11 protein-coding genes are annotated in these 20,138 nt (G+C 58.3%); 3 read left to right on the forward strand and 8 right to left on the reverse strand.

Annotated elements, in window-relative coordinates; genetic code table 11:
* Positions 1-41: 41 nt before the first annotated feature.
* Positions 42-938 (forward strand): DMT family transporter, encoded by an 897-nt coding sequence (locus ACQG2G_RS12400; RefSeq protein ID WP_061771979.1) that lies wholly within the window; start codon positions 42-44, stop codon positions 936-938.
* Here the strand turns inward: ACQG2G_RS12400 and narI are convergent.
* The 5 genes from narI to ACQG2G_RS12425 all read right to left on the reverse strand — a co-directional run bounded on the left by narI (position 935) and on the right by ACQG2G_RS12425 (position 9,373).
* Positions 935-1,612 carry a respiratory nitrate reductase subunit gamma gene (gene narI / locus ACQG2G_RS12405; protein WP_013096259.1) on the reverse strand — a complete coding sequence of 226 codons (678 nt, stop codon included), beginning with the start codon at positions 1,610-1,612 and terminating at the stop codon, positions 935-937. The two genes, ACQG2G_RS12400 and narI, sit on opposite strands and share 4 nt — an antisense overlap.
* Complete coding sequence (gene narJ, locus ACQG2G_RS12410; protein ID WP_013096258.1) at positions 1,612-2,322, reverse strand: nitrate reductase molybdenum cofactor assembly chaperone; 711 nt, start codon at positions 2,320-2,322, stop codon at positions 1,612-1,614. The genes narI and narJ overlap by 1 nt, the downstream gene beginning before the upstream one ends.
* Positions 2,319-3,854: a nitrate reductase subunit beta gene (gene narH / locus ACQG2G_RS12415; RefSeq protein ID WP_013096257.1), complete on the reverse strand. Its 1,536-nt coding sequence runs from the start codon at positions 3,852-3,854 to the stop codon at positions 2,319-2,321. Before narH ends, narJ begins: the two co-directional genes overlap by 4 nt.
* Entirely contained in the window at positions 3,851-7,594 is a 3,744-nt protein-coding gene (locus ACQG2G_RS12420; RefSeq protein WP_013096256.1) for a nitrate reductase subunit alpha, read from the reverse strand. Before ACQG2G_RS12420 ends, narH begins: the two co-directional genes overlap by 4 nt.
* A 381-nt stretch (positions 7,595-7,975) precedes the next feature.
* A complete protein-coding gene (locus ACQG2G_RS12425) occupies positions 7,976-9,373 on the reverse strand; it encodes a NarK family nitrate/nitrite MFS transporter (protein WP_013096255.1) in 1,398 nt (465 codons plus the stop codon).
* A 309-nt stretch (positions 9,374-9,682) separates the two neighbouring features.
* Between ACQG2G_RS12425 and narX the strand changes: the two genes are divergently transcribed.
* Both narX and narL read left to right on the forward strand, forming a co-directional pair.
* Positions 9,683-11,479 (forward strand): nitrate/nitrite two-component system sensor histidine kinase NarX, encoded by a 1,797-nt coding sequence (narX, locus tag ACQG2G_RS12430; protein ID WP_020690912.1) that lies wholly within the window; start codon positions 9,683-9,685, stop codon positions 11,477-11,479.
* A complete protein-coding gene (gene narL / locus ACQG2G_RS12435) occupies positions 11,472-12,122 on the forward strand; it encodes a two-component system response regulator NarL (RefSeq protein WP_003856701.1) in 651 nt (216 codons plus the stop codon). The genes narX and narL overlap by 8 nt, the downstream gene beginning before the upstream one ends.
* A gap of 3 nt (positions 12,123-12,125) precedes the next feature.
* On the opposite strand, the gene ACQG2G_RS12440 is transcribed toward narL, so the two are convergent.
* The 3 genes from ACQG2G_RS12440 to nirB form a co-directional block, all read right to left on the reverse strand.
* Positions 12,126-13,532, reverse strand: a complete 1,407-nt coding sequence (locus ACQG2G_RS12440; RefSeq protein WP_061771841.1) for a YchO/YchP family invasin — start codon at positions 13,530-13,532, stop codon at positions 12,126-12,128.
* A gap of 137 nt (positions 13,533-13,669) precedes the next feature.
* On the reverse strand, positions 13,670-16,147 hold the full coding sequence (locus tag ACQG2G_RS12445) for a nitrate reductase (protein ID WP_061771842.1): 2,478 nt from the start codon (positions 16,145-16,147) through the stop codon (positions 13,670-13,672).
* The gene (gene nirB / locus ACQG2G_RS12450; protein WP_080453041.1) at positions 16,144-20,133 is read right to left on the reverse strand and encodes a nitrite reductase large subunit NirB; all 3,990 of its coding nucleotides are present in this window, start codon (positions 20,131-20,133) and stop codon (positions 16,144-16,146) included. Before nirB ends, ACQG2G_RS12445 begins: the two co-directional genes overlap by 4 nt.
* Between the last annotated feature and the right edge of the window lie 5 nt (positions 20,134-20,138).

Here is a 20,138-nt window from a genome sequence, read left to right on the forward strand (position 1 = left end):
AGCAATTTTCGACAATAGCGTCATCAACCAGGAGGTGAATGATGCGTGACTTACATAAAGGCGTCTGGCAAATGAGCCTGGCGATGTTAATTTCCGGCTCGATTGGCGCGTTTGTTTTACTCTCCGGACTGCCAGTGTCAGAAGTGGTTTTCTGGCGCTGTCTGATCGGCGCAATCGCACTGTTCATTTTCATTCGAATGAGCCAAAAACCCTTTAGTCCCCTCACCCGCACCTCTCTGCTGCTGGCTATTCTCGGCGGGGTAGCATTAGTGGTGAACTGGCTGCTGCTGTTCGCTGCCTATGACCGTATTTCGATTGGCCTTTCCACTGTGGTCTATAACACTCAGCCCTTTATGCTGGTGATGATGGGTATGTTATTAGGCGAACGCGTCAGTCTGGTCAAATGGGGCTGGCTGTTTCTTGCCTTCGGCGGGGTGGTAATTTTGCTCTCAGGCGAACTGTCCGGTTCCCATGGCTCAGCCTGGCTCGCGGGGATCGGTCTGGCACTGGGTGCGGCGTTCTTCTATGCGTTGACGGCGATTATTGCCCGCAAACTGAAATCCATCGCGCCACAGCATATAGCGTTTATTCAGGTGCTGACAGGCGTGGTAATGCTTCTGCCGTTTGCCCGTATGCCCACCTTGTCCGCTGATTTTCCGTGGCCAATTTTACTGACGCTGGGCATTGTCCATACCGGTATCATGTATCAGCTGCTGTATAGCGCCATCCAAAAACTTCCGACGCCCATTACCGGTTCACTGTCCTTTATCTATCCGGTAGTAGCCATCGTTGTCGATAACGTGGTCTTCGGGCATTCGCTGGATATTACCCAACTGGCGGGCGGCGCGCTGATCCTGTTTGCTGCGGCAGGCAATAACCTGGGCTGGGGCGAAAAAAAACCCCGCGAATGCGGGGTTAGTATCAAAACGACAAATTAGCGACGGGCACGCACAATCTGGTATTTGCGCGTCAGGTACTCCACCGGCGCGCTCCAGATGTGCACCAGACGAGAGAACGGGAACAGCACAAACAGGGTCATACCCAACACCAGGTGCAGGCGGAAGATAAACGCCACCCCATCCAGATGTTCAGATGCGCCTCCGTGGAAGGTCACTACGGACTGCGCCCATCCCACCAGCTTCATCATCTCGCTACCGTCCATATGCTGCGCCGAGAATGGAATGGTCAGCAGACCCAGTGCGCACTGAACCATCAGCAGAGAGAGGATCAGGATATCCGCCGTGGTCGTGGTAGCCCGCACGCGCGGACTGAACAGACGGCGTTTCAGCAGCAGCAGACCACCAACCAGGGTCATCACGCCGCAAGCGCCACCGGCGATCATCGCCATCTTCTGCTTCACTTCGATGGGCAGCCACGCTTCATACATCCAGTGTGGCGTCAGCATTCCCAGGAAGTGACCGGCAAAAATCCCCAGAATACCGATGTGGAACAGGTTAGACGCAACGTGCATCCCTTTACGATCCAGCATCTGGCTGGAGGCAGCACGCCAGGTGTACTGGCCATAGTCATAACGCAGCCAGCTTCCCACCAGGAACACGGTGCCCGCGATATACGGGTAAATGTCAAAGAAGAACATATTCAGGAAGTGCATTAGTGCCGTCCTCCGTTAGAGATATTCAAATATTGCGGGGCAACCGCGCCGGCAAAACGACGCTGGTGAGCCGAAATTTCAGATTCGCCGCAGCTCTGGTCAGCAAAGAATTTCACCTGCTCTTCTTCCCAGACTGCATCCAGCGCCTGTGGCGTGTCGTCGCGGGCTTCGTCCGCAATTTTCTCCGCCACTTTTTCACTGTCGACCGAGGCATTCGCCAGCTTCACCAGCACCCCAAACAGCACCGCATAGCGGCTCTCGCGCTGCTGAAGACGGGCGCTGAGCAACGCCAAAATCGGCGCGATGTCCTGCAGACCACCCAGCGCTTCTTCTTTTGGCAACTGCGCCAGATACTCCAGGTACAGCGGCAGATGATCCGGCAGCTCGCGGCTGTCGAGCTGCAGGCCGTGCTGCTCGTACTGGGCCATCAGGTCCACCATCGCCTGCCCCCGATCGCGGGATTCACCATGAACATGTTCAAACAGCAGCAGCGAGGTTGCGCGACCGCGATCGAACAGCTGGCTGTAATCCGCCTGCGCATCGAGAAGATCGCGCGCTAACAGGTCGCGGAGGAAAACGCCCAGTGTCTGGGCATCTTCTTTATCCAGGTTTTCAGAGGACGCGAGCGCATCAAAGAGTTCCTGCTGATGCTGCGCCAGCGCAGCATCCGGGTACTCCAGCAGACGCGAAACAATCACGAGTTCAATCATGGGTGCGGCTCCGTTTTGCTGGTCACATCCATGGCATCGATGCGGCGGCTGTTGAACAGGTTGAATTTGCTGTCAGACCCGTGGCAACCGTCGCCAAAGCTAAAGCCACAACCGTTTTTCTCCGGGAAGGCTTCGCGGGCCAGTTCACGGTGGCTGCTTGGTACCACGAAACGATCTTCGTAGTTGGCAATGGCCAGGTAGCGGTACATCTCCTGCGCCTGCGCTTCGGTCAGGCCGACCTCTTCCAGCGCACGGGTGTCGGTCACGCCGTCCACGGTTTCCGCACGTTTGAAGTGGCGCATCGCCAGCATACGTTTCAGCGCCAGCAGTACCGGCTGGGTATCGCCTGCGGTCAGCAGGTTTGCCAGGTACTGAACCGGGATACGCAGGCTCTCCACGTCCGGCAGAATGCCGTTGCTGCCCAGCTCGCCTGCATCCGCGGCTGACTGAATTGGCGACAGAGGCGGCACGTACCAGACCATCGGAAGCGTGCGGTATTCCGGGTGCAGTGGCAGGGCCAGCTTCCAGTCCATCGCCATTTTGTATACCGGAGACTGCTGCGCCGCGTCGATTACGCTCTGCGGAATGCCGTCTTTCAGCGCCTGCTCAATCACTTTCGGATCGTTCGGGTCAAGGAACACGTCCAGCTGACGCTGGTACAGATCTTTCTCGTTCTCGGTGCTCGCGGCATTTTCAATCGCGTCCGCGTCATACAGCAGCACGCCGAGGTAACGAATACGGCCTACGCAGCTCTCAGAGCAAACGGTCGGCATACCGGCTTCGATACGCGGGTAACAGAAGATGCACTTCTCAGACTTACCGCTCTTCCAGTTGAAGTAGATTTTTTTGTACGGACAACCGGTGATGCACATACGCCAGCCGCGGCACTTATCCTGGTCGATCAGCACGATGCCGTCTTCTTCACGCTTATAGATGGCGCCGCTCGGGCAGGTCGCCACGCACGCCGGGTTGAGGCAGTGCTCACACAGACGCGGCAGGTACATCATGAAGGTGTTTTCAAACTGGCCGTACATCGCCTTCTGCATGTTCTCGAAGTTCTGGTCTTTGGCGCGTTTTTCGAACTCGCCGCCCAGAATCTCTTCCCAGTTTGGACCGCTGGTAATTTTGTCCATGCGCTGGCCGGTGATCAGCGAGCGAGGACGGGCAATCGGCTGGTGCTTACTTTCCGGTGCGTTATGCAGGTTCTGGTAGTCGTAGTCAAACGGCTCGTAATAATCTTCGATACCCGGCAGATGCGGGTTGGCGAAGATTTTACCCAGCAGCATCGCACGGTTACCCATGCGCGGCTGCAGCTTACCGTTGATTTTACGGATCCAGCCACCCTTCCACTTCTCCTGGTTTTCCCAGTCGGTCGGGAAGCCGGTACCCGGCTTACTTTCCACGTTGTTGAACCAGGCGTATTCCATCCCTTCACGGCTGGTCCAGACGTTCTTACAGGTGACTGAGCAGGTATGACAGCCGATGCATTTATCCAGATTCAGCACCATGCCGACTTGTGAACGAATTTTCATTTTACGCTCTCCTGTACCTGGTCATTACCTTCGCCATCTAACCAGTTAATATTTTTCATCTTACGTACCACCACGAACTCATCGCGGTTAGACCCTACCGTGCCGTAGTAGTTAAAGCCGTAGGCCAGCTGTGCATAGCCACCGATCATGTGGGTCGGCTTCGGCGTAATACGGGTCACGGAGTTGTGAATACCGCCGCGCTGCTCGGTGATCTCTGAACCCGGCAGGTTCACGATACGTTCCTGCGCGTGGTACATCATGGTCATCCCGGCCGGTACGCGCTGGCTCACCACCGCACGCGCCGTCAGGGCGCCGTTGCTGTTGAACACTTCGATCCAGTCGTTATCTTCAATACCCAGATCTTTGGCGTCCGCTTCACTCATCCACACAATCGGACCACCGCGGGACAAGGTCAGCATCAGCAGGTTGTCGCTATAAGTAGAGTGGATCCCCCACTTCTGGTGCGGCGTCAGGAAGTTCAGCGCCTTCTCCGGGTTGCCGTTCGATTTCGCGCCCATCACCGCTTTCACGGAGCGGGTGTCGATTGGTGGACGGTAAACCAGCAGGCTTTCGCCGAAGTCACGCATCCACTGGTGATCCTGATACAGCGACTGACGACCGGACAGAGTACGCCATGGGATCAGCTCGTGAACGTTGGTATACCCGGCGTTATAAGAGACATGTTCATCTTCCAGGCCAGACCAGGTCGGGCTGGAGATAATTTTGCGCGGCTGCGCCTGAATATCGCGGAAGCGGATTTTTTCGTCTTCTTTGTTGAGCGCCAGATGCGTGTGGTCGCGGCCGGTGAATTCGCTCAGCGCTTTCCAGGCCTTCACGGCAACCTGGCCGTTGGTTTCCGGTGCCAGGGTCAGGATCATTTCTGCCGCATCAATCGCCGTATTCAGCATTGGCTGGCCTTTGGCCGGGCCGTCCGCTTTGGTGTAATTGAGCTTGCGCAGCAGATCCATTTCGCTCTGGGTGTTCCAGGCAATCCCTTTCCCGCCGTTGCCGATTTTCTCCATCAGCGGGCCGATAGAGGTAAAGCGCTCGTAGGTCGCCGGGTAGTCACGTTCCACCGGAATAATGTGCGGCGCCGTTACGCCCGGGATCAGGTCACATTCACCTTTTTTCCAGTCCTTCACGTCCAGCGGCTGCGCCAGTTCAGCAGCGGAGTCGTGCTGGATAGGCAGCGTCACCACGTCGGTCTCTTTGCCCAGGTGCCCTACGCAGACTTCAGAGAATTTCTTCGCGATGTCTTTGTAGATATCCCAGTCGCTTTTTGATTCCCACGCCGGGTCAACGGCCGCAGACAGCGGATGAATAAACGGATGCATATCCGAGGTATTCATGTCGTCTTTTTCGTACCAGGTAGCGGTAGGCAGCACGATATCGGAGTACAGGCAGGTGCTGGAGAGACGGAAGTCGAGGGTCACCACCAGATCCAGCTTGCCGTCGAGACCGTTGTCTTTCCACTCCACCTCTTCCGGCTTCACGCCGCCCTGCTTGCCGAGATCTTTACCCTGGATACCGTTTTCGGTACCGAGCAGGTATTTCAGCATGTATTCGTGGCCTTTACCGGACGAGCCCAGCAGGTTGGAACGCCAGATGAACAGGTTACGCGGATGGTTTTTACCGTTTTCTGGCTGCTCGGCCGCAAAACGGATTGAACCGTCTTTCAGAGACTTAACGGTGTAATCCACTGGCGACATCCCTGCCTGCTTCGCCTCTTCTGCAATGCGCAGCGGGTTAGTGCCCAGCTGAGGCGCGGACGGCAACCAGCCCATGCGTTCAGCGCGGACGTTAAAGTCGATCAGATGACCGCTGTAGCGGGATTTATCTGCCATTGGCGACAGCAGCTCCTGCGCGGTAACCGTCTCGTAGCGCCACTGGCTGGAGTGGTTATAGAAGTAGGAAGTGCTGTTCATATGACGCGCCGGACGCTGCCAGTCGAGGGCAAACGCCAGCGGCTGCCAGCCGGTCTGCGGACGCAGTTTTTCCTGGCCCACGTAGTGCGCCCAGCCGCCACCGCTCTGACCGACACAGCCGCAGAAGATCAGCATGTTGATCAGGCCACGGTAGTTCATATCGAGGTGATACCAGTGGTTCAGACCGGCACCGACGATAATCATTGAACGACCGTGGGTTTTGTCAGCGTTTTCTGCGAATTCACGGGCGATACGGGTGATCTGCGCACGCGGTACGCCGGTGATCTGCTCCGCCCAGGCTGGGGTGTACGCCTTCACATCGTCATAGCTGGTCGCGCAGTTTTCATCGTTCAGACCGCGCTCCAGACCGTAGTTGGCCAGCGTCAGGTCATACACGGTGGTCACCAGGGCGCTAGAGCCGTCTGCCAGCTGCAGGCGTTTCACCGGCAGTTTGTGCATCAGCACGTTCTGTAGCTCGACCTTGTTGAAGTGCTCAGAACCTTCGCCGCCAAAGTACGGGAAGCCCACTTCTGCGATCTCATCCTGGCTGCCCAGCATGCTCAGGCGCAGCTCGGTCTCTTCGCCTGTTGTACCGTTACGTTGTTCAAGGTTCCATTTGCCCTTCTCACCCCAGCGGAAGCCGATTGAACCGTTTGGCACCACCAGCTCACCGTTGCTGTTATACGCGACGGTTTTCCACTCAGGGTTGTTTTCCTGGCCCAGCGCGTCCACCAGATCCGCCGCACGCAGCGTACGGCCTGCTGCGTAGTAGCCGTCACGCTCTTCCAGCATCACCAGCATTGGCATGTCGGTATAACGACGCACGTAATCGGTGAAGTACTGGCTTGGTTTATCGAGGTGGAATTCACGCAGCATGACGTGGCCCATAGCCAGCGCCATCGCGGAGTCAGTACCCTGTTTTGGCGCCAGCCACAGGTCACACAGCTTGGCAATTTCGGCGTAGTCCGGGGTCACCGCAACGGTTTTGGTGCCTTTGTAACGCACTTCAGTAAAGAAGTGGGCATCCGGGGTACGGGTCTGCGGTACGTTTGAGCCCCAGGCGATAATGTAGCTGGAGTTATACCAGTCGGCGGACTCCGGCACGTCGGTCTGCTCACCCCAGGTCTGTGGAGACGCTGGCGGCAGGTCGCAGTACCAGTCGTAGAAGCTCAGACAAGTTCCCCCAATCAGGGAAAGATAGCGCGCGCCAGAAGCGTAAGAGACCATCGACATCGCCGGGATCGGCGAGAAGCCTGCCACGCGGTCAGGACCGTAAGTTTTGACGGTATAGACGTTAGAGGCGGCAATCAACTCATTCACCTCTTTCCAGGAGGAGCGAACAAAACCACCGCGGCCACGCGCCTGCTTGAAGCTTTTCGCTTTGTCGGCGTCTTCGATGATGGATGCCCACGCCTCTACCGGATCGCTGTGCTGCACCTTGGCTTCACGCCACATTTTCATCAGGCGCTTGCGCATCAGAGGATATTTAAGACGGTTCGCACTGTAGAGATACCAGGAGTAGCTGGCGCCACGCGGGCAGCCACGTGGTTCATGGTTCGGCATATCCGGGCGGGTGCGCGGATAGTCGGTCTGCTGCATTTCCCAGGTCACCAGACCGTTTTTAACGAAAATCTTCCAGCTACACGAGCCAGTGCAGTTTACACCGTGGGTTGAACGGACGACTTTGTCATGTTGCCAGCGCTGGCGGTAACCGTCTTCCCAGTCCCGGTTGGTATCCAGAACCTGGCCGTGCCCATCGGCAAAAGTTTCACCCTTCTGTTTGAAGTAGCGAAACCGGTCCAAAAATTTGCTCATCGGGTATCTCCTGTGTGGAGCCTGTGGCTCTCTAAATCGACATTGCTGATTTGCAGCGAAGGTAACGTCCTGTAAGACAGGGAGAATTGATAACGATCAAGACGGAGGGGGACTATGAAGTGAGGAGTTATAACGAATACCACCAAAGCGGTAGAATTTTTATTTTTATATCCCAATGATTTTAAAGGGTATTTTTTATTTATCGTACAATAAGCCCGCCTGTTTTTAACATCTCGGGTATTAAGGGGTAGGCTCGGCTGAAAAGCGATGGCGATCACAGAGTTACCTGCGGGCGGGACGTTAGAAAAGCCAATAGTATGTTGTAACTACTAAGGAAACAAAAAAACGCGACCCGAAGGTCGCGTAAACGGATAATCAAACTTACTTATTTTTCTTGGAATTACGGCCATATACCAGCCACGTGATGGCGACACAGGCGATATAGAAAACGAGGAATACTTTCATTGCTCCTGCCGGGGAGCCGGTCAGGTCCAGCGAGATCCCGAACGCTTTTGGAATAAAGAAGCCACCGATAGCGCCAATCGCGGAGATAAAGCCCAGCGCTGCCGCCGTATCCGTTGCCGCTTCGCGCATGGCCTGCTCTTCGCTACCGCCCTGCGCTTTCACGCGGTCCATGGTCAGCTTACGGAAGATGACGGAGATCATCTGGAAGGTAGAAGCACTTCCCAGCCCGGCCGTCAGGAACAGCACCATAAACACGCCGAAGAAGGCGATGAAGTTCCCCCCCTGCCCGTCGGCTGGCAGGGTCAGGAACAGCAGCGCACAGAAGACCGCCATCACAACGAAGTTAATCAGCGTCACGCGGGTCCCGCCCAGACGGTCAGAGACCATGCCGCCCAGCGAACGCGCCAGCGCGCCAATAAACGGTCCGAAGAAGGCGAACTGCAGAATTTGCACCTCCGGGAACTGGGTTTTCGACAGCATGGCAAAGCCCGCAGAGAAACCAATGAACGAGCCGAAGGTCGCCAGATAGAGCAGCGCCATCACCCACAGGTGGCCGCGCTTCAGCACCGGCAACTGCTCGCTCAGGGATGCCTTCGACGCAGACAGGTCATTCATAAAGAACCAGGCCGCAAGGGTAAAGACCACCAGGAACGGTACCCAGATCCAGGCCGCGTTTTGCAGATAGAGGGAAGAGCCATCTGCCTGCGTCACCCCACCGCCGCCAAACGCCGCGAAGATAGAGACGGAGATCGCCAGCGGTGCAATCAGCTGCATTACGCTGACGCCCATGTTACCCAGGCCGCCGTTAATCCCCAGCGCACCGCCCTGCTTCGCTTTCGGGAAGAAGAAGCTGATGTTTGCCATGCTGGAAGCGAAGTTTGCGCCCGCAAAGCCGCAGAGCAGAGAGATGATCACGAACACGCTAAACGGCGTGGAGGTGTCCTGCACCGCAAAACCGAGCCACACGCAAGGCACGATCATGATACCGGTACTGAACGCCGTCCAGCGACGGCCGCCAAAAACCGGCACCATGAACGCGTAAGGCACGCGCAGCAAGGCTCCCGACAGCGACGGCAGCGCGGTCAGCATAAACAGCTGATCGGTGGTAAAGGTAAATCCGACCTTAGGCAGGTTCACCGCTACCGCGCTGAACAACATCCAGACGCAAAACGCTAACAATAAACATGGAACGGAAATCCACAGATTTCGGCTTGCGACACGGTGGCCGCGCTGCTGCCAGAACGCCGGATCTTCCGGACGCCAGTCAGTTATAACGGCACCATTTTCCCTTTCAGGAGCGGATGTGTGACTCATAGACACCTCTGATTCTCGAATGATGCTGCAAACATTAGGGTTTTAGGGCGGCGGTAAGTTGATATAAATCAAAGGAAAAGTGGGAGGATTTGCGGCGAAAAAAAAGCCATCATCCTTAGTGAGTAGAGTAAAACGGTAAAAAAGACGTGGTTTTTCACAGAACTGACGTCTCGCTGTCCATTCCTCCCCCTGAGCCTTACCCCATTGGCAATTTAGGGGTAATCCTTTATTGGTATGGGTATACTCCAGGGTATGCACCAGAATAACGCCATTCCTGCAAGCAGGCCACGTCAGGAGCCCGGCAACTCTATGTTAAAAAGATGTTTATCTCCGCTAACACTCGTCAATCAGGTCGCCCTGATCGTTTTGCTGTCTACCGCCATCGGCGTGACCGGCATGGCGATTTCCGGCTGGCTGGTACAGGGTGTACAGGGTAATGCCCATGCCATCAACGAGGCAGGCTCACTACGCATGCAGAGTTATCGTCTACTGGCATCGGTGCCGTTAACCCAGGACGATCAGAAGCTGCTGGACGATATGGAACATACCGCTTTCAGCACCGAACTGGAAAGTGCGGCGATTCGTGCCGGTCAGGAATCCCAGCTTAAAGCCCTTCAGGGCTACTGGCACACTCAGCTGGAGCCGGGGTTAAAGCAGGCGAAAAATCCTGATACCGTTGCCCGTGATGTCGCCGGGTTCGTTTCCCGCATTGATACCCTGGTCTCCTCTTTCGATCAAACCACCGAATTACGCATCGACCGGGTGGTGATGATCCACCGGGCGATGGCGCTGTTTATGGGGCTGCTGCTGATTTTCACCATTGTCTGGCTGCGCGCCCGGCTACTAAATCCCTGGAAGCAACTGCTGGCGATGGCCCGCGCGGTGACTGCCCGGGATTTTACCCAGCGCACCCACATCAGCGGACGTAACGAAATGGCGATGCTGGGCCAGGCGCTGAACACCATGTCAGATGAACTCGCCGAGAGTTACGCGGTGCTGGAAAAACGCGTACAGGAGAAAACCGCGGGGCTGGAGCAGAAAAACGAGATCCTCTCGTTCCTGTGGCAGGCTAATCGCCGCCTGCATATGCAGGTGCCGCTGTGCGAACGTCTCTCCCCGGTCCTGAATGGCCTGCAGAATCTGACCCTGCTGCACGATCTGGAGCTTCGGGTGTACGACATGGAAGATGAAGAAAATCACCAGGAGTTTACCTGTCAGTCAGACATGACCTGCGATGACAAAGGCTGCCACCTGTGCCCACGCGGCTTACCGCCGCTGACCACCAGCGGCACGACGCTAAAATGGCGGCTGACAGACAGCCACACCCAGTACGGTATTCTGCTGGCGACCCTGCCCGCCGGGCGTCATCTGAGCCACGACCAGCAGCAACTGGTGGATACGCTGGTTGAACAACTGACGGCCACGCTGGCCCTAGACCGCCATCAGGAGAAGCAGCAGCAGCTTATCGTGATGGAAGAGCGCGCCACCATCGCCCGCGAACTCCACGACTCTATTGCCCAGTCGCTCTCCTGTATGAAAATGCAGGTCAGCTGTCTGCAAATGCAGGCCGCAGAAATGCCGGAAAGCAACAAAGCGCTGCTGAGCCAGATCCGCAACGAGCTGAACACCTCCTGGGTACAGCTTCGCGAACTACTGACCACCTTCCGCCTGCAGCTCACCGAACCCGGCCTGCGCCCGGCGCTGGAAGCAAGCTGCCAGGAATTTAGCGCCCGACTGGGGTTCCCGGTGAAGCTCGATTACCAGTTACCGCCTCGTTTTGTGCCTTCTCATCAGGCCATTCATTTACTGCAGATCGCCCGCGAAGCGCTGAGCAACGTGCTAAAACACGCTGACGCGACGGCGGTCACCGTTACCGTTAGCCAGCACGATAATCAGGTGAAGCTCACGGTTCATGACAACGGCCGCGGCGTGCCGGAAAATGCCGAACGGACAAACCATTACGGTTTAATTATCATGCGAGACCGCGCCCAAAGCCTGCGCGGTGATTGCCAGGTTCGTCGGCGAGAAACAGGTGGCACAGAAGTGGTTGTCACCTTTATCCCCGAAAAACCCCTCACAACTATCCAGGGAGAAACCCATGACTAATCAGGAACCGGCATCAATCCTGTTGATTGACGACCATCCGATGCTGCGTACTGGCGTAAAACAGCTGGTCAGCATGGCACCTGATATCACCGTCGTTGGCGAAGCCAGCAACGGTGAACAGGGCATTGAACTTGCCGAATCGCTTGATCCTGATTTGATCCTGCTCGATCTCAACATGCCAGGCATGAACGGTCTGGAGACGCTCGATAAGCTGCGGGAAAAATCGCTGTCGGGACGCGTGGTGGTCTTTAGCGTCTCAAACCATGAAGAAGATGTGGTCACGGCGTTAAAACGCGGTGCAGACGGCTACCTGCTGAAAGATATGGAGCCGGAAGATCTGCTCAAGGCCCTGCAACAGGCTGCCGCAGGCGAAATGGTACTGAGCGAGGCGTTAACCCCGGTGCTGGCCGCCAGCCTGCGGGCAAACCGCGCCACCTCCGACCGCGACGTCAGCCAGTTAACCCCGCGCGAGCGCGATATTCTGAAGCTGATTGCCCAGGGTCTGCCGAACAAAATGATCGCCCGTCGTCTGGATATCACCGAAAGCACGGTCAAGGTGCATGTGAAACATATGCTGAAGAAGATGAAGTTAAAATCCCGCGTTGAAGCCGCCGTGTGGGTGCATCAGGAACGCATTTTCTGAGGATTACTCATCCGGGAGTAACTTCCAGCGCGGGTCGTCGTCAGGTAACGCGACAAGCGGCTGAACCACGGTAAGCGTGATCTCATTGGATGAGACGCGCTGTCCTTTTTCATCTTCAACCACCGCCGACAGGTGCCAGCGGTTCTTCGCCCCGTCACTGTCATCCCAGGCAGGCATAATCACACTCCAGCCATCGCTGCTGTGCGTGTTGGCCGGTGCGGTCAGGCTCAGTGCCTGGGTATCGCCCTGCCAGTGGATCTGCCGAATACCGTGAGTGCTGCGTACCTGAAGCTTGAGCATCACGGTCTCGCCCCCTTTCAAATCCCACGGCGGGGTCGCCAGCCAGACGGAGAGCGTTTTGCGCTGGCGGAACTCCATTACCGGCAGGTTATCCCGCTCCGGTGAATCATAGCGACTGCCGCGCAGGGAGCGCGTGGCGGCAACTTCGCTGGCGGAAAGCTGCCTGGAAAGGGGCACGCCGAAGCGGTAGTTGAGCTTAAGCCCGAGGTTGTTCTGACTCGCACCGCTCTCCCCCTGCTTATGCGCCGCCGTCAGGGTGACCAGAGGAACAGGCGTATAGTTAAGCCCCAGGTTGACCGCCACCGGGTTGTGATAGCCGGTTCCACTGTTGAACAGGTCAACGTTGTCACCAAAGTACTGCTCAAAGCTGACGCTGGTGTTGAAATGATGAAACCACGGCAGCCAGGCTTTAGCGGTCACGTCATAGCCACGCGCCATGCGCTGCTCCTGCACGTCCGAACTCTCGCGCCAGCTGGCCAGCGGTTGATAGTAATTGGCAGACAGACGCAGATTCTCGCCCCACGCCTCCGCACCCAGCCCGGCACGCTGCAGGTTTTCATCAAGCAGGTTATCGTAAAAGGTGTTGTAGCCGAGCAGCCATTTTCCGGCAACCCAGCGCTGACCGATGCCGGCATTGCTCACCAGGCCGTCACTCTGCTGCGTCAGCCCCAGCTGGCTCCAGCTCAGGTAACGGTTGTTATCATTCCAGGGAATGAACCAGCTCCCGCTGCTGCCGTTAAAGTTCCCCTCGTCATCCACCAGTAAATTGACGCTGGCGTTGCCCCAGGGCGAGAGCCAGGACTCAATCTGCTGATTCACCTCGCCGCTCACCGCGTCCCGCACCTTACCAAACGCGAACTGACGCGCCTGCTCGCCGGTGGTGAGGCCGTTATCGGTCATACTGGCTTCGCCAAAGGCTTTTGCCATTTCGGCCAGGTGCTTTTCCCCCTCGTCTGTTGGTGTCGCCATGCCGAGATCGGGCAAACTGTCCCCGTTGTTATCAAAGGGGTTTTCTGCCTGATGCATAAAGGAATTCGGGGCACCGTGAACGGCACCCGCCGTAAGAAGTGGGAGTAATAACAGAAAGCGAATGCGGGACGATACAGCCATCAACGTCGTAAATAAGAACCTGTGTTTATGAGGCAACGCTTTTAATGTTAACGCGATAAGCTGTGAAATGCAGTCTTAGCGCAAATTTCAGGAATATCCTGAACATTATTGTCGCCTTACCCGACACTCTTAGACCATTATCCAAACAGCCCTTTCAGCTCCGGCACGCAGGAGCCGCAGTTGGTGCCACACCGTAGTTTCGCCCCCAGCGCTGCAACGGAATCGCACCCGCCGACAATCGCCTCCCGTATCGCATTTTCCCCGACGCAGTAACAGCTACAGATAATGCGTCCCGGATCGACACTCTCCCCCGCGCCCGCGCCGTTCAGGAGCGCATGCCGCTCCGCAAGCGTCTCAGGAGCCCGACGAAAAGCCTCTTCAATAGTCGCATGCGCCAGCGCTGGCAACGTAGTCCCTTCCCAGAATCCGAGCATCAGCTCGCCGTTATGCCATGCCAGTACGCTGCTGCGCGCATCCGTCCGTGCAAGTTGCAGCTGCCAGCCCTGCTGTTCAGCATACTCTTTCACCCACGGCATCAACGGTTCGTCAGCCGCCACCGTCAGGCGTGATGCTTTGCGCCACCAGTGTACCGAAGGCGGCAGTTCCGGCAGCACACGGGCATACAGCTCTCCCTGCCATTCAGGCTGCCATGGCATGATCCTGACGGCGGTCTGTTTACTCTCCGGCTGGCCAGACTGCGGATCGCAGCACCCCTCCACCAGCGTATTGACCTTTCCCTGACGGGCAAACTGCGCATTCCAGTGCATGGGCGCGAATACTTCCCCTTCCCTTTGTCCATCGTTGATACGTACTTTTGCCACCATCACTCCACGCGGAGAGCTGATCCGTGCCAGTTGCCCGTCGCAAAGGGCGAAACGCGCGGCATCTGCAGCGCAGATCTCAACGCAGGGCTCAGAGATATGCTGCATCAGCCCGGGAACATATCCCGTACGGGTCATGGTATGCCATTGATCGCGGATGCGTCCGGTATTCAGCAGCAACGGATATAACGCATCTGGCGCCGCGCCGTGCGGACGCGGGTCAACGGGCACCACATTCCGGTGGGGAAAATCGCCCGCCGCCCACTGATAAGGCTCAAGCTGATCCCAGTCCTCACGGGTAAGCCCCGCCAGCGCATGCAGATTAAACGCCCGTGCCCCGTCATTCTCAAACGCCGACAGTGCCGCATGTTCACAAAAAATCTCCTGCGGATGTTCCCAGGCAAAGGCCTCACCATAGCCCAGCTGTTTCGCCACCTGGGCAACAATCCACCAGTCCGGTTTTGCCTGGCCCGGGGCAGCCAGAAAGGCGCGCTGGCGCGAAATCCGCCGTTCGGAGTTGGTGACCGTACCGTTTTTCTCTCCCCAGCCCAGCGCCGGGAAACGAATATGGGCGTAGCGGCTGGTGTCAGTCTCCTGCATCACCTCAGAAACAATGACCAGCGGACAGTTCGCCAGCGCCTGGCATACTGCGTGACTGTCCGGCAGCGAGACAGCCGGATTGGTGCCCATGATCCATACCGCCTTCACATCACCGCGGGCAATGGCGTCAAACAGATCAACGGCCATCAGGCCCGGCGTTTGCGCCAGCCGTTCGGTTCCCCAGAAACGTGCCACCCGCGAGAGATCGTCCGGCTCGAAGTTCATGTGCGCCGCCAGCTGATTCGCGAGGCCACCCACTTCCCGTCCCCCCATCGCGTTTGGCTGGCCGGTCAGCGAAAACGGCCCGCAGCCCTGACGGGCAAATTTCCCGCTGGCAAGATGGACGTTAATGATGGCGTTGCACTTGTCGCTGCCGCTGGAAGACTGGTTGATCCCCATGGTGTAGAGCGTAATGGCACGCGGCGCCGTGAGGAACCAGTCGTAAAACGTGGCAATCTCCTGTGCATCAAGACCACAAAACCCGGCCACGCGGGCAATCGGCCAGTCGTCGGTACCCTGGATCAGGTTGAGCAAACCGACAAACAGCCCGGCGTCACTGCCGGGCGCGAGCGCCAGATGCAGGTCGGCGATATCACAGGTGGCGGTTTTACGCGGATCGATCACCACCACTTTCATTTGCGGATTGTTTTGCCGCGCCTGAACCAGCCGCTGATAAAGCACCGGATGCGTCCATGCCGCGTTTGAACCCACCAGCACCACCAGATCGCTGTTCTCCACGTCCTCATAGCTGCACGGCACCACATCTTCGCCAAATGCGCGCTTATAGCCTGCTACCGCCGACGACATGCAGAGCCGCGAGTTGGTATCGATGTTCGCCGCGCCGATAAACCCTTTCATCAGCTTATTGGCAGCGTAGTAATCCTCGGTGAGTAGCTGGCCGGAGGCGTAAAACGCCACCGCCTGCGGCCCCCAGGTGTCGATAATCGCCCGCAGCCGCTCGCCGGCCGCGCTTAACGCCTGCGGCCAGTCCACCTCCAGCCCGTCCACCACCGGGTGCAACAGCCGCCCCTGCAGGCCCGTGGTTTCACCTAACGCCGCGCCTTTGACGCACAGCCGTCCAAAACTGGCGGGATGGCGTTCATCGCCGCGCACCGTGACCTTGTCGCCCTCAACCCGGGCCACCACGCCGCAACCGACGCCGCAGTACGGGCACGTTGTTCGGGTTTCATTCATGATGCCTCCGCACGGACCAGCAACGCGTCGTTCCCCACCCACACCTTGCCGTTTTCGATTTTCACCGGCCAGGCGCGCACCGCAGGCTCACCGTTATCCACCTGGCAGCCGTCGCGCAGGCGAATACGCTGTTTATAGAGCGGCGAGATAACCACCGGCTCACCCGCCGCATCGCCAAGAATACCGCGTGACAGTACGTTCGCATCGCTGCCTGGCTCCTGATCGTCAAGGGCATAGACCGATTTGCCAAAACGGAACAGCGCGATCGGCTTACGCCCCAGCCGGGCGCCGATCCCCGCCTGCTCCGGGATCTCATCCAGACCGCAAATTTCCTGCCAGCGTTTACTCTCTTCCGTCGCCGGACCGTTCACCGCCGTGCGGAACAGCGCCAGACGGTTCGGATCGTTAAGTGTGGTCTGCCATTCACACTGATACGTTTCCACCACACGGGCCATCTCCTGCTCAAGCTCCTGCGCAATACCGAGGCTATCGTCGAGGATCACCTCCCGCAGATAGTCGAGACCGCCTTCAAGGTTGTCCATCCAGGTGCTGGTCCGCTGCAGGCGATCCGCCGTGCGAATGTAGAACATCAGAAAACGGTCGACGGTACGGATCAGCGTCTCTTCATCCAGATCGCTGGCGAAGAGATCCGCGTGTCGCGGCTTCATGCCGCCGTTGCCGCACAGATAGAGATTCCAGCCCTTGTCCGTGGCGATCACGCCGACATCTTTGCTTTGCGCCTCGGCACACTCGCGGGTACAGCCGGACACCGCCATTTTGATTTTGTGCGGCGCGCGCAGCCCCTTGTAACGGTGCTCCAGTTTGACCGCAAGGCCGGTGGAGTCCTGCACGCCATAGCGGCACCAGGTTGACCCGACGCAGGATTTCACGGTACGCAGGGATTTACCGTACGCATGCCCGGTTTCAAATCCGGCCTCCACCAGCGCCTGCCAGATCTCCGGCAGCTGCTCCAGCGTGGCACCAAACAGGTCAATACGCTGTCCCCCGGTGATCTTGCTGTACAGCCCGTAGCGCTTTGCGATCTGCCCGATAGCAATCAGCCCGTCGGCCGTTACTTCCCCGGCGGGCATGCGCGGCACAATGGAGTACGTTCCGTCCTTCTGAATATTGGCAAAGTAGCGGTCGTTGGTGTCCTGCAACGGCAGATGCGCCGGTTTCAGCAGGTATTCGTTCCAGCAGGAGGCCAGCACTGACCCCACCAGCGGTTTACAGATCTCACAGCCGTGCCCTTGGCCGTAGCGGCTAATCAGCTGGTCGAAGGTACGAATATGGTTGACGCGCACCAGGTGGTATATCTCCTGACGCGAGTACGGGAAGTGCTCACAGATATCTTTTTTCACCTCCACGCCCTGCTCAGCCAGCTGGAACTCCATCACCTGTTTCACCAGCGCGCTGCACCCACCGCAGCCGGTCGCCGCTTTGGTGCACTGCTTGATGGCGCCGATGTCCGTCGCACCGGTGCTTACTGCCTGGCAGATATCGCCTTTGCTGACGTTATGACAGGAGCAGATCTGCGCGCTGTCCGGCAGCGCCGCCACCCCCAGCGCTTTTGGCGCGCTACCGGAGAAGGCTGGCAAGATGAGCGTTTCAGGCTCTTTTGGCAGGCTGATTCCGTTAAGCATCATCTGCACCAGCGTGGCGTATTCGCTGGCATCCCCCACCAGCACGCCGCCGAGCAGGGTTTTGTTGTCATGGCTGACGACAATTTTTTTATAGATTTGCTGCGGGCCGTGGGTCCACTGGTAGCTCAATGCCCCCGGCGTACGGCCATGGGCATCCCCAAACGAGGCCACGTCCACGCCCAGCAGCTTAAGTTTGGTGCTCATATCCGCGCCGGTGAAGGATTTCTCCTCACCCGCCAGCGTGGCCGCCGCCACACGTGCCATCTGATAACCTGGCGCCACCAGACCGAAGATTTTACCTTCCCACAGCGCACATTCCCCGATGGCGAAGATGTCCTTATCTGAGGTCTGGCAGGCGGTATCAATGCAGATCCCGCCACGCTCGCCGATTGCCAGGCCGCTGCTGCGCGCCAGCGCATCCTGCGGGCGGATCCCGGCAGAGAAGACCACCATATCGGTGTCCAGCTGTTCACCGTCGGCAAAACGCAGGACCAGTCCGTCGTCAGTGGCCGCAATTTCAGTGGTGGCTTTGCTGGTGTGAACCCCGACGCCGAGCGCTTCAATTTTTTTACGCAGCATCGCCGCTCCGTCGTTGTCGAGCTGTACCGCCATCAGGTTGGGGGCGAATTCCACCACGTGGGTTTCTAGCCCCAGCTGTTTGAGGGCGTTGGCCGCTTCCAGCCCGAGCAGGCCACCGCCTATGACCACGCCGCGTCGGGATCCCTTCGCATGCGCGGCAATGTTATCGAGATCGTCCAGCGTACGGTAGACAAAGCAGCCCGGCAGCGTGTTGCCCGGCACCGGCGGCACAAACGGATACGAGCCGGTCGCCAGCACCAGTTTGTCCCAGTGGGTTTCGTGACCGCTGGCGGTACGCACCACGTGCGCGTCGCGATCGATGGCGACAATTTGCTGCGACAAACGCAACTCTATGCCGTGTCTGGCAAAGAAATCGCCCTCCACCAGCGAGAGGGACTCCGCGCTGCGGCCGCCAAAATACTCTGAGAGATGGACGCGGTCGTAAGCGGCATAACGCTCTTCGCCAAAGACGACAATCTGGTATTGCTGATGCAGATTGCGGTTTACGCAGTCTTCAAGAAAATGGTGGCCGACCATACCGTGCCCAACCACCACCAGAGTAGGTTTTGTCATAGCGTTCTGTCCTGCAACCTGCGGTTGCGTCGTAGTGAATCGATCGAACAGCCAGTCCACGTGTGCGGGCGCAGCCGTTGCCAGTAAATCGGTAAATGTTGCCGCGCTGCGGCAATCTCCCATCAGCAGTACGCCAGCCAGCGCACCGCGATGAATCAGTAAGCGACGGTAGTGACGGGTCAGCGGATCCCACGCGTCCCAGACCGTATCCTCCGGTTGCGCCGTTACGCGCCCGGCGCTGAAGAGCTCCACACCGGTGACCTTCAGGCGCATCCCGCTGTCGGTATGGGCAAAAGGCACAGGGGCGTCCCCTGCCAGCCGGGCGGCGAGAATGTCCGCCTGTGCCAGGCAGGGGGCAACCAGGCCAAACGTCTGACCGTCGATTTCGCAGCACTCCCCAATGGCGCTAATAGCCGGGACGGAGGTCTGCATCTGCTGGTCGACCACAATGCCACGGGCGCAGTGAATACCGCTGGCGCTTGCCAGGGCGATGTTGGGCAGTACGCCGGTAGCCAGCACCACGCGCGCGGCGCTAACCTGGCGTCCGTTGAGCAGCGTCACTGAATCCGGCGCGATTGCCGCGATCCCTGACGACAGCTCGCAGCGCACGCCGCGCTCCGCCAGCGCAGCCTCCAGCAGCAGCCCCGCCTGCCGATCCAGCTGTTGTTCCATCAACCACGGTCCGCGATGCACCAGCGTGACGTTGTCACAAATTTGTGCCAGCGCCGCTGCCGTCTCAACGCCCAGCACGCCACCGCCCAACACCACCGCTGGCCCCGGGATCTGCGCAATGGCTCGCGTATCCTCAAGGCGGCGGAAGGTAAAGACGTGTGGCGCATCGCCCCCGGGGATCGGCGGCACGAACGGTATCGACCCGGTGGCGAAGACCAGTTCATCCCACCCCAGCGTGGTCTGCGCGGTACGGATTTCCCGTTTCGCCACGTCCACGGCGAGCACCTTTTGCCCCCTGAGCACCGTGACGCCGCGCTCGCGGTACCAGTCATCGTCCTGCAGGCGGATCTGTTCCGGACGTTTTTCCCCACCCAGCACCGGCGAAAGCTGGATGCGGTTGTACGCATGCTCAGGCTCCTCACCCAACACGGTGATCGCGAAGCGGCCAGGCGCACGCCCGGTCAGCGAGGCAATCAGCCGTGTTGCTGCCATTCCATTGCCGATAATGACCAGTCGCATCGTGG

Source organism: Enterobacter cloacae complex sp. 382A5, from assembly GCF_050031095.1.
Taxonomy (GTDB): Bacteria; Pseudomonadota; Gammaproteobacteria; order Enterobacterales; family Enterobacteriaceae; genus Enterobacter; species Enterobacter cloacae.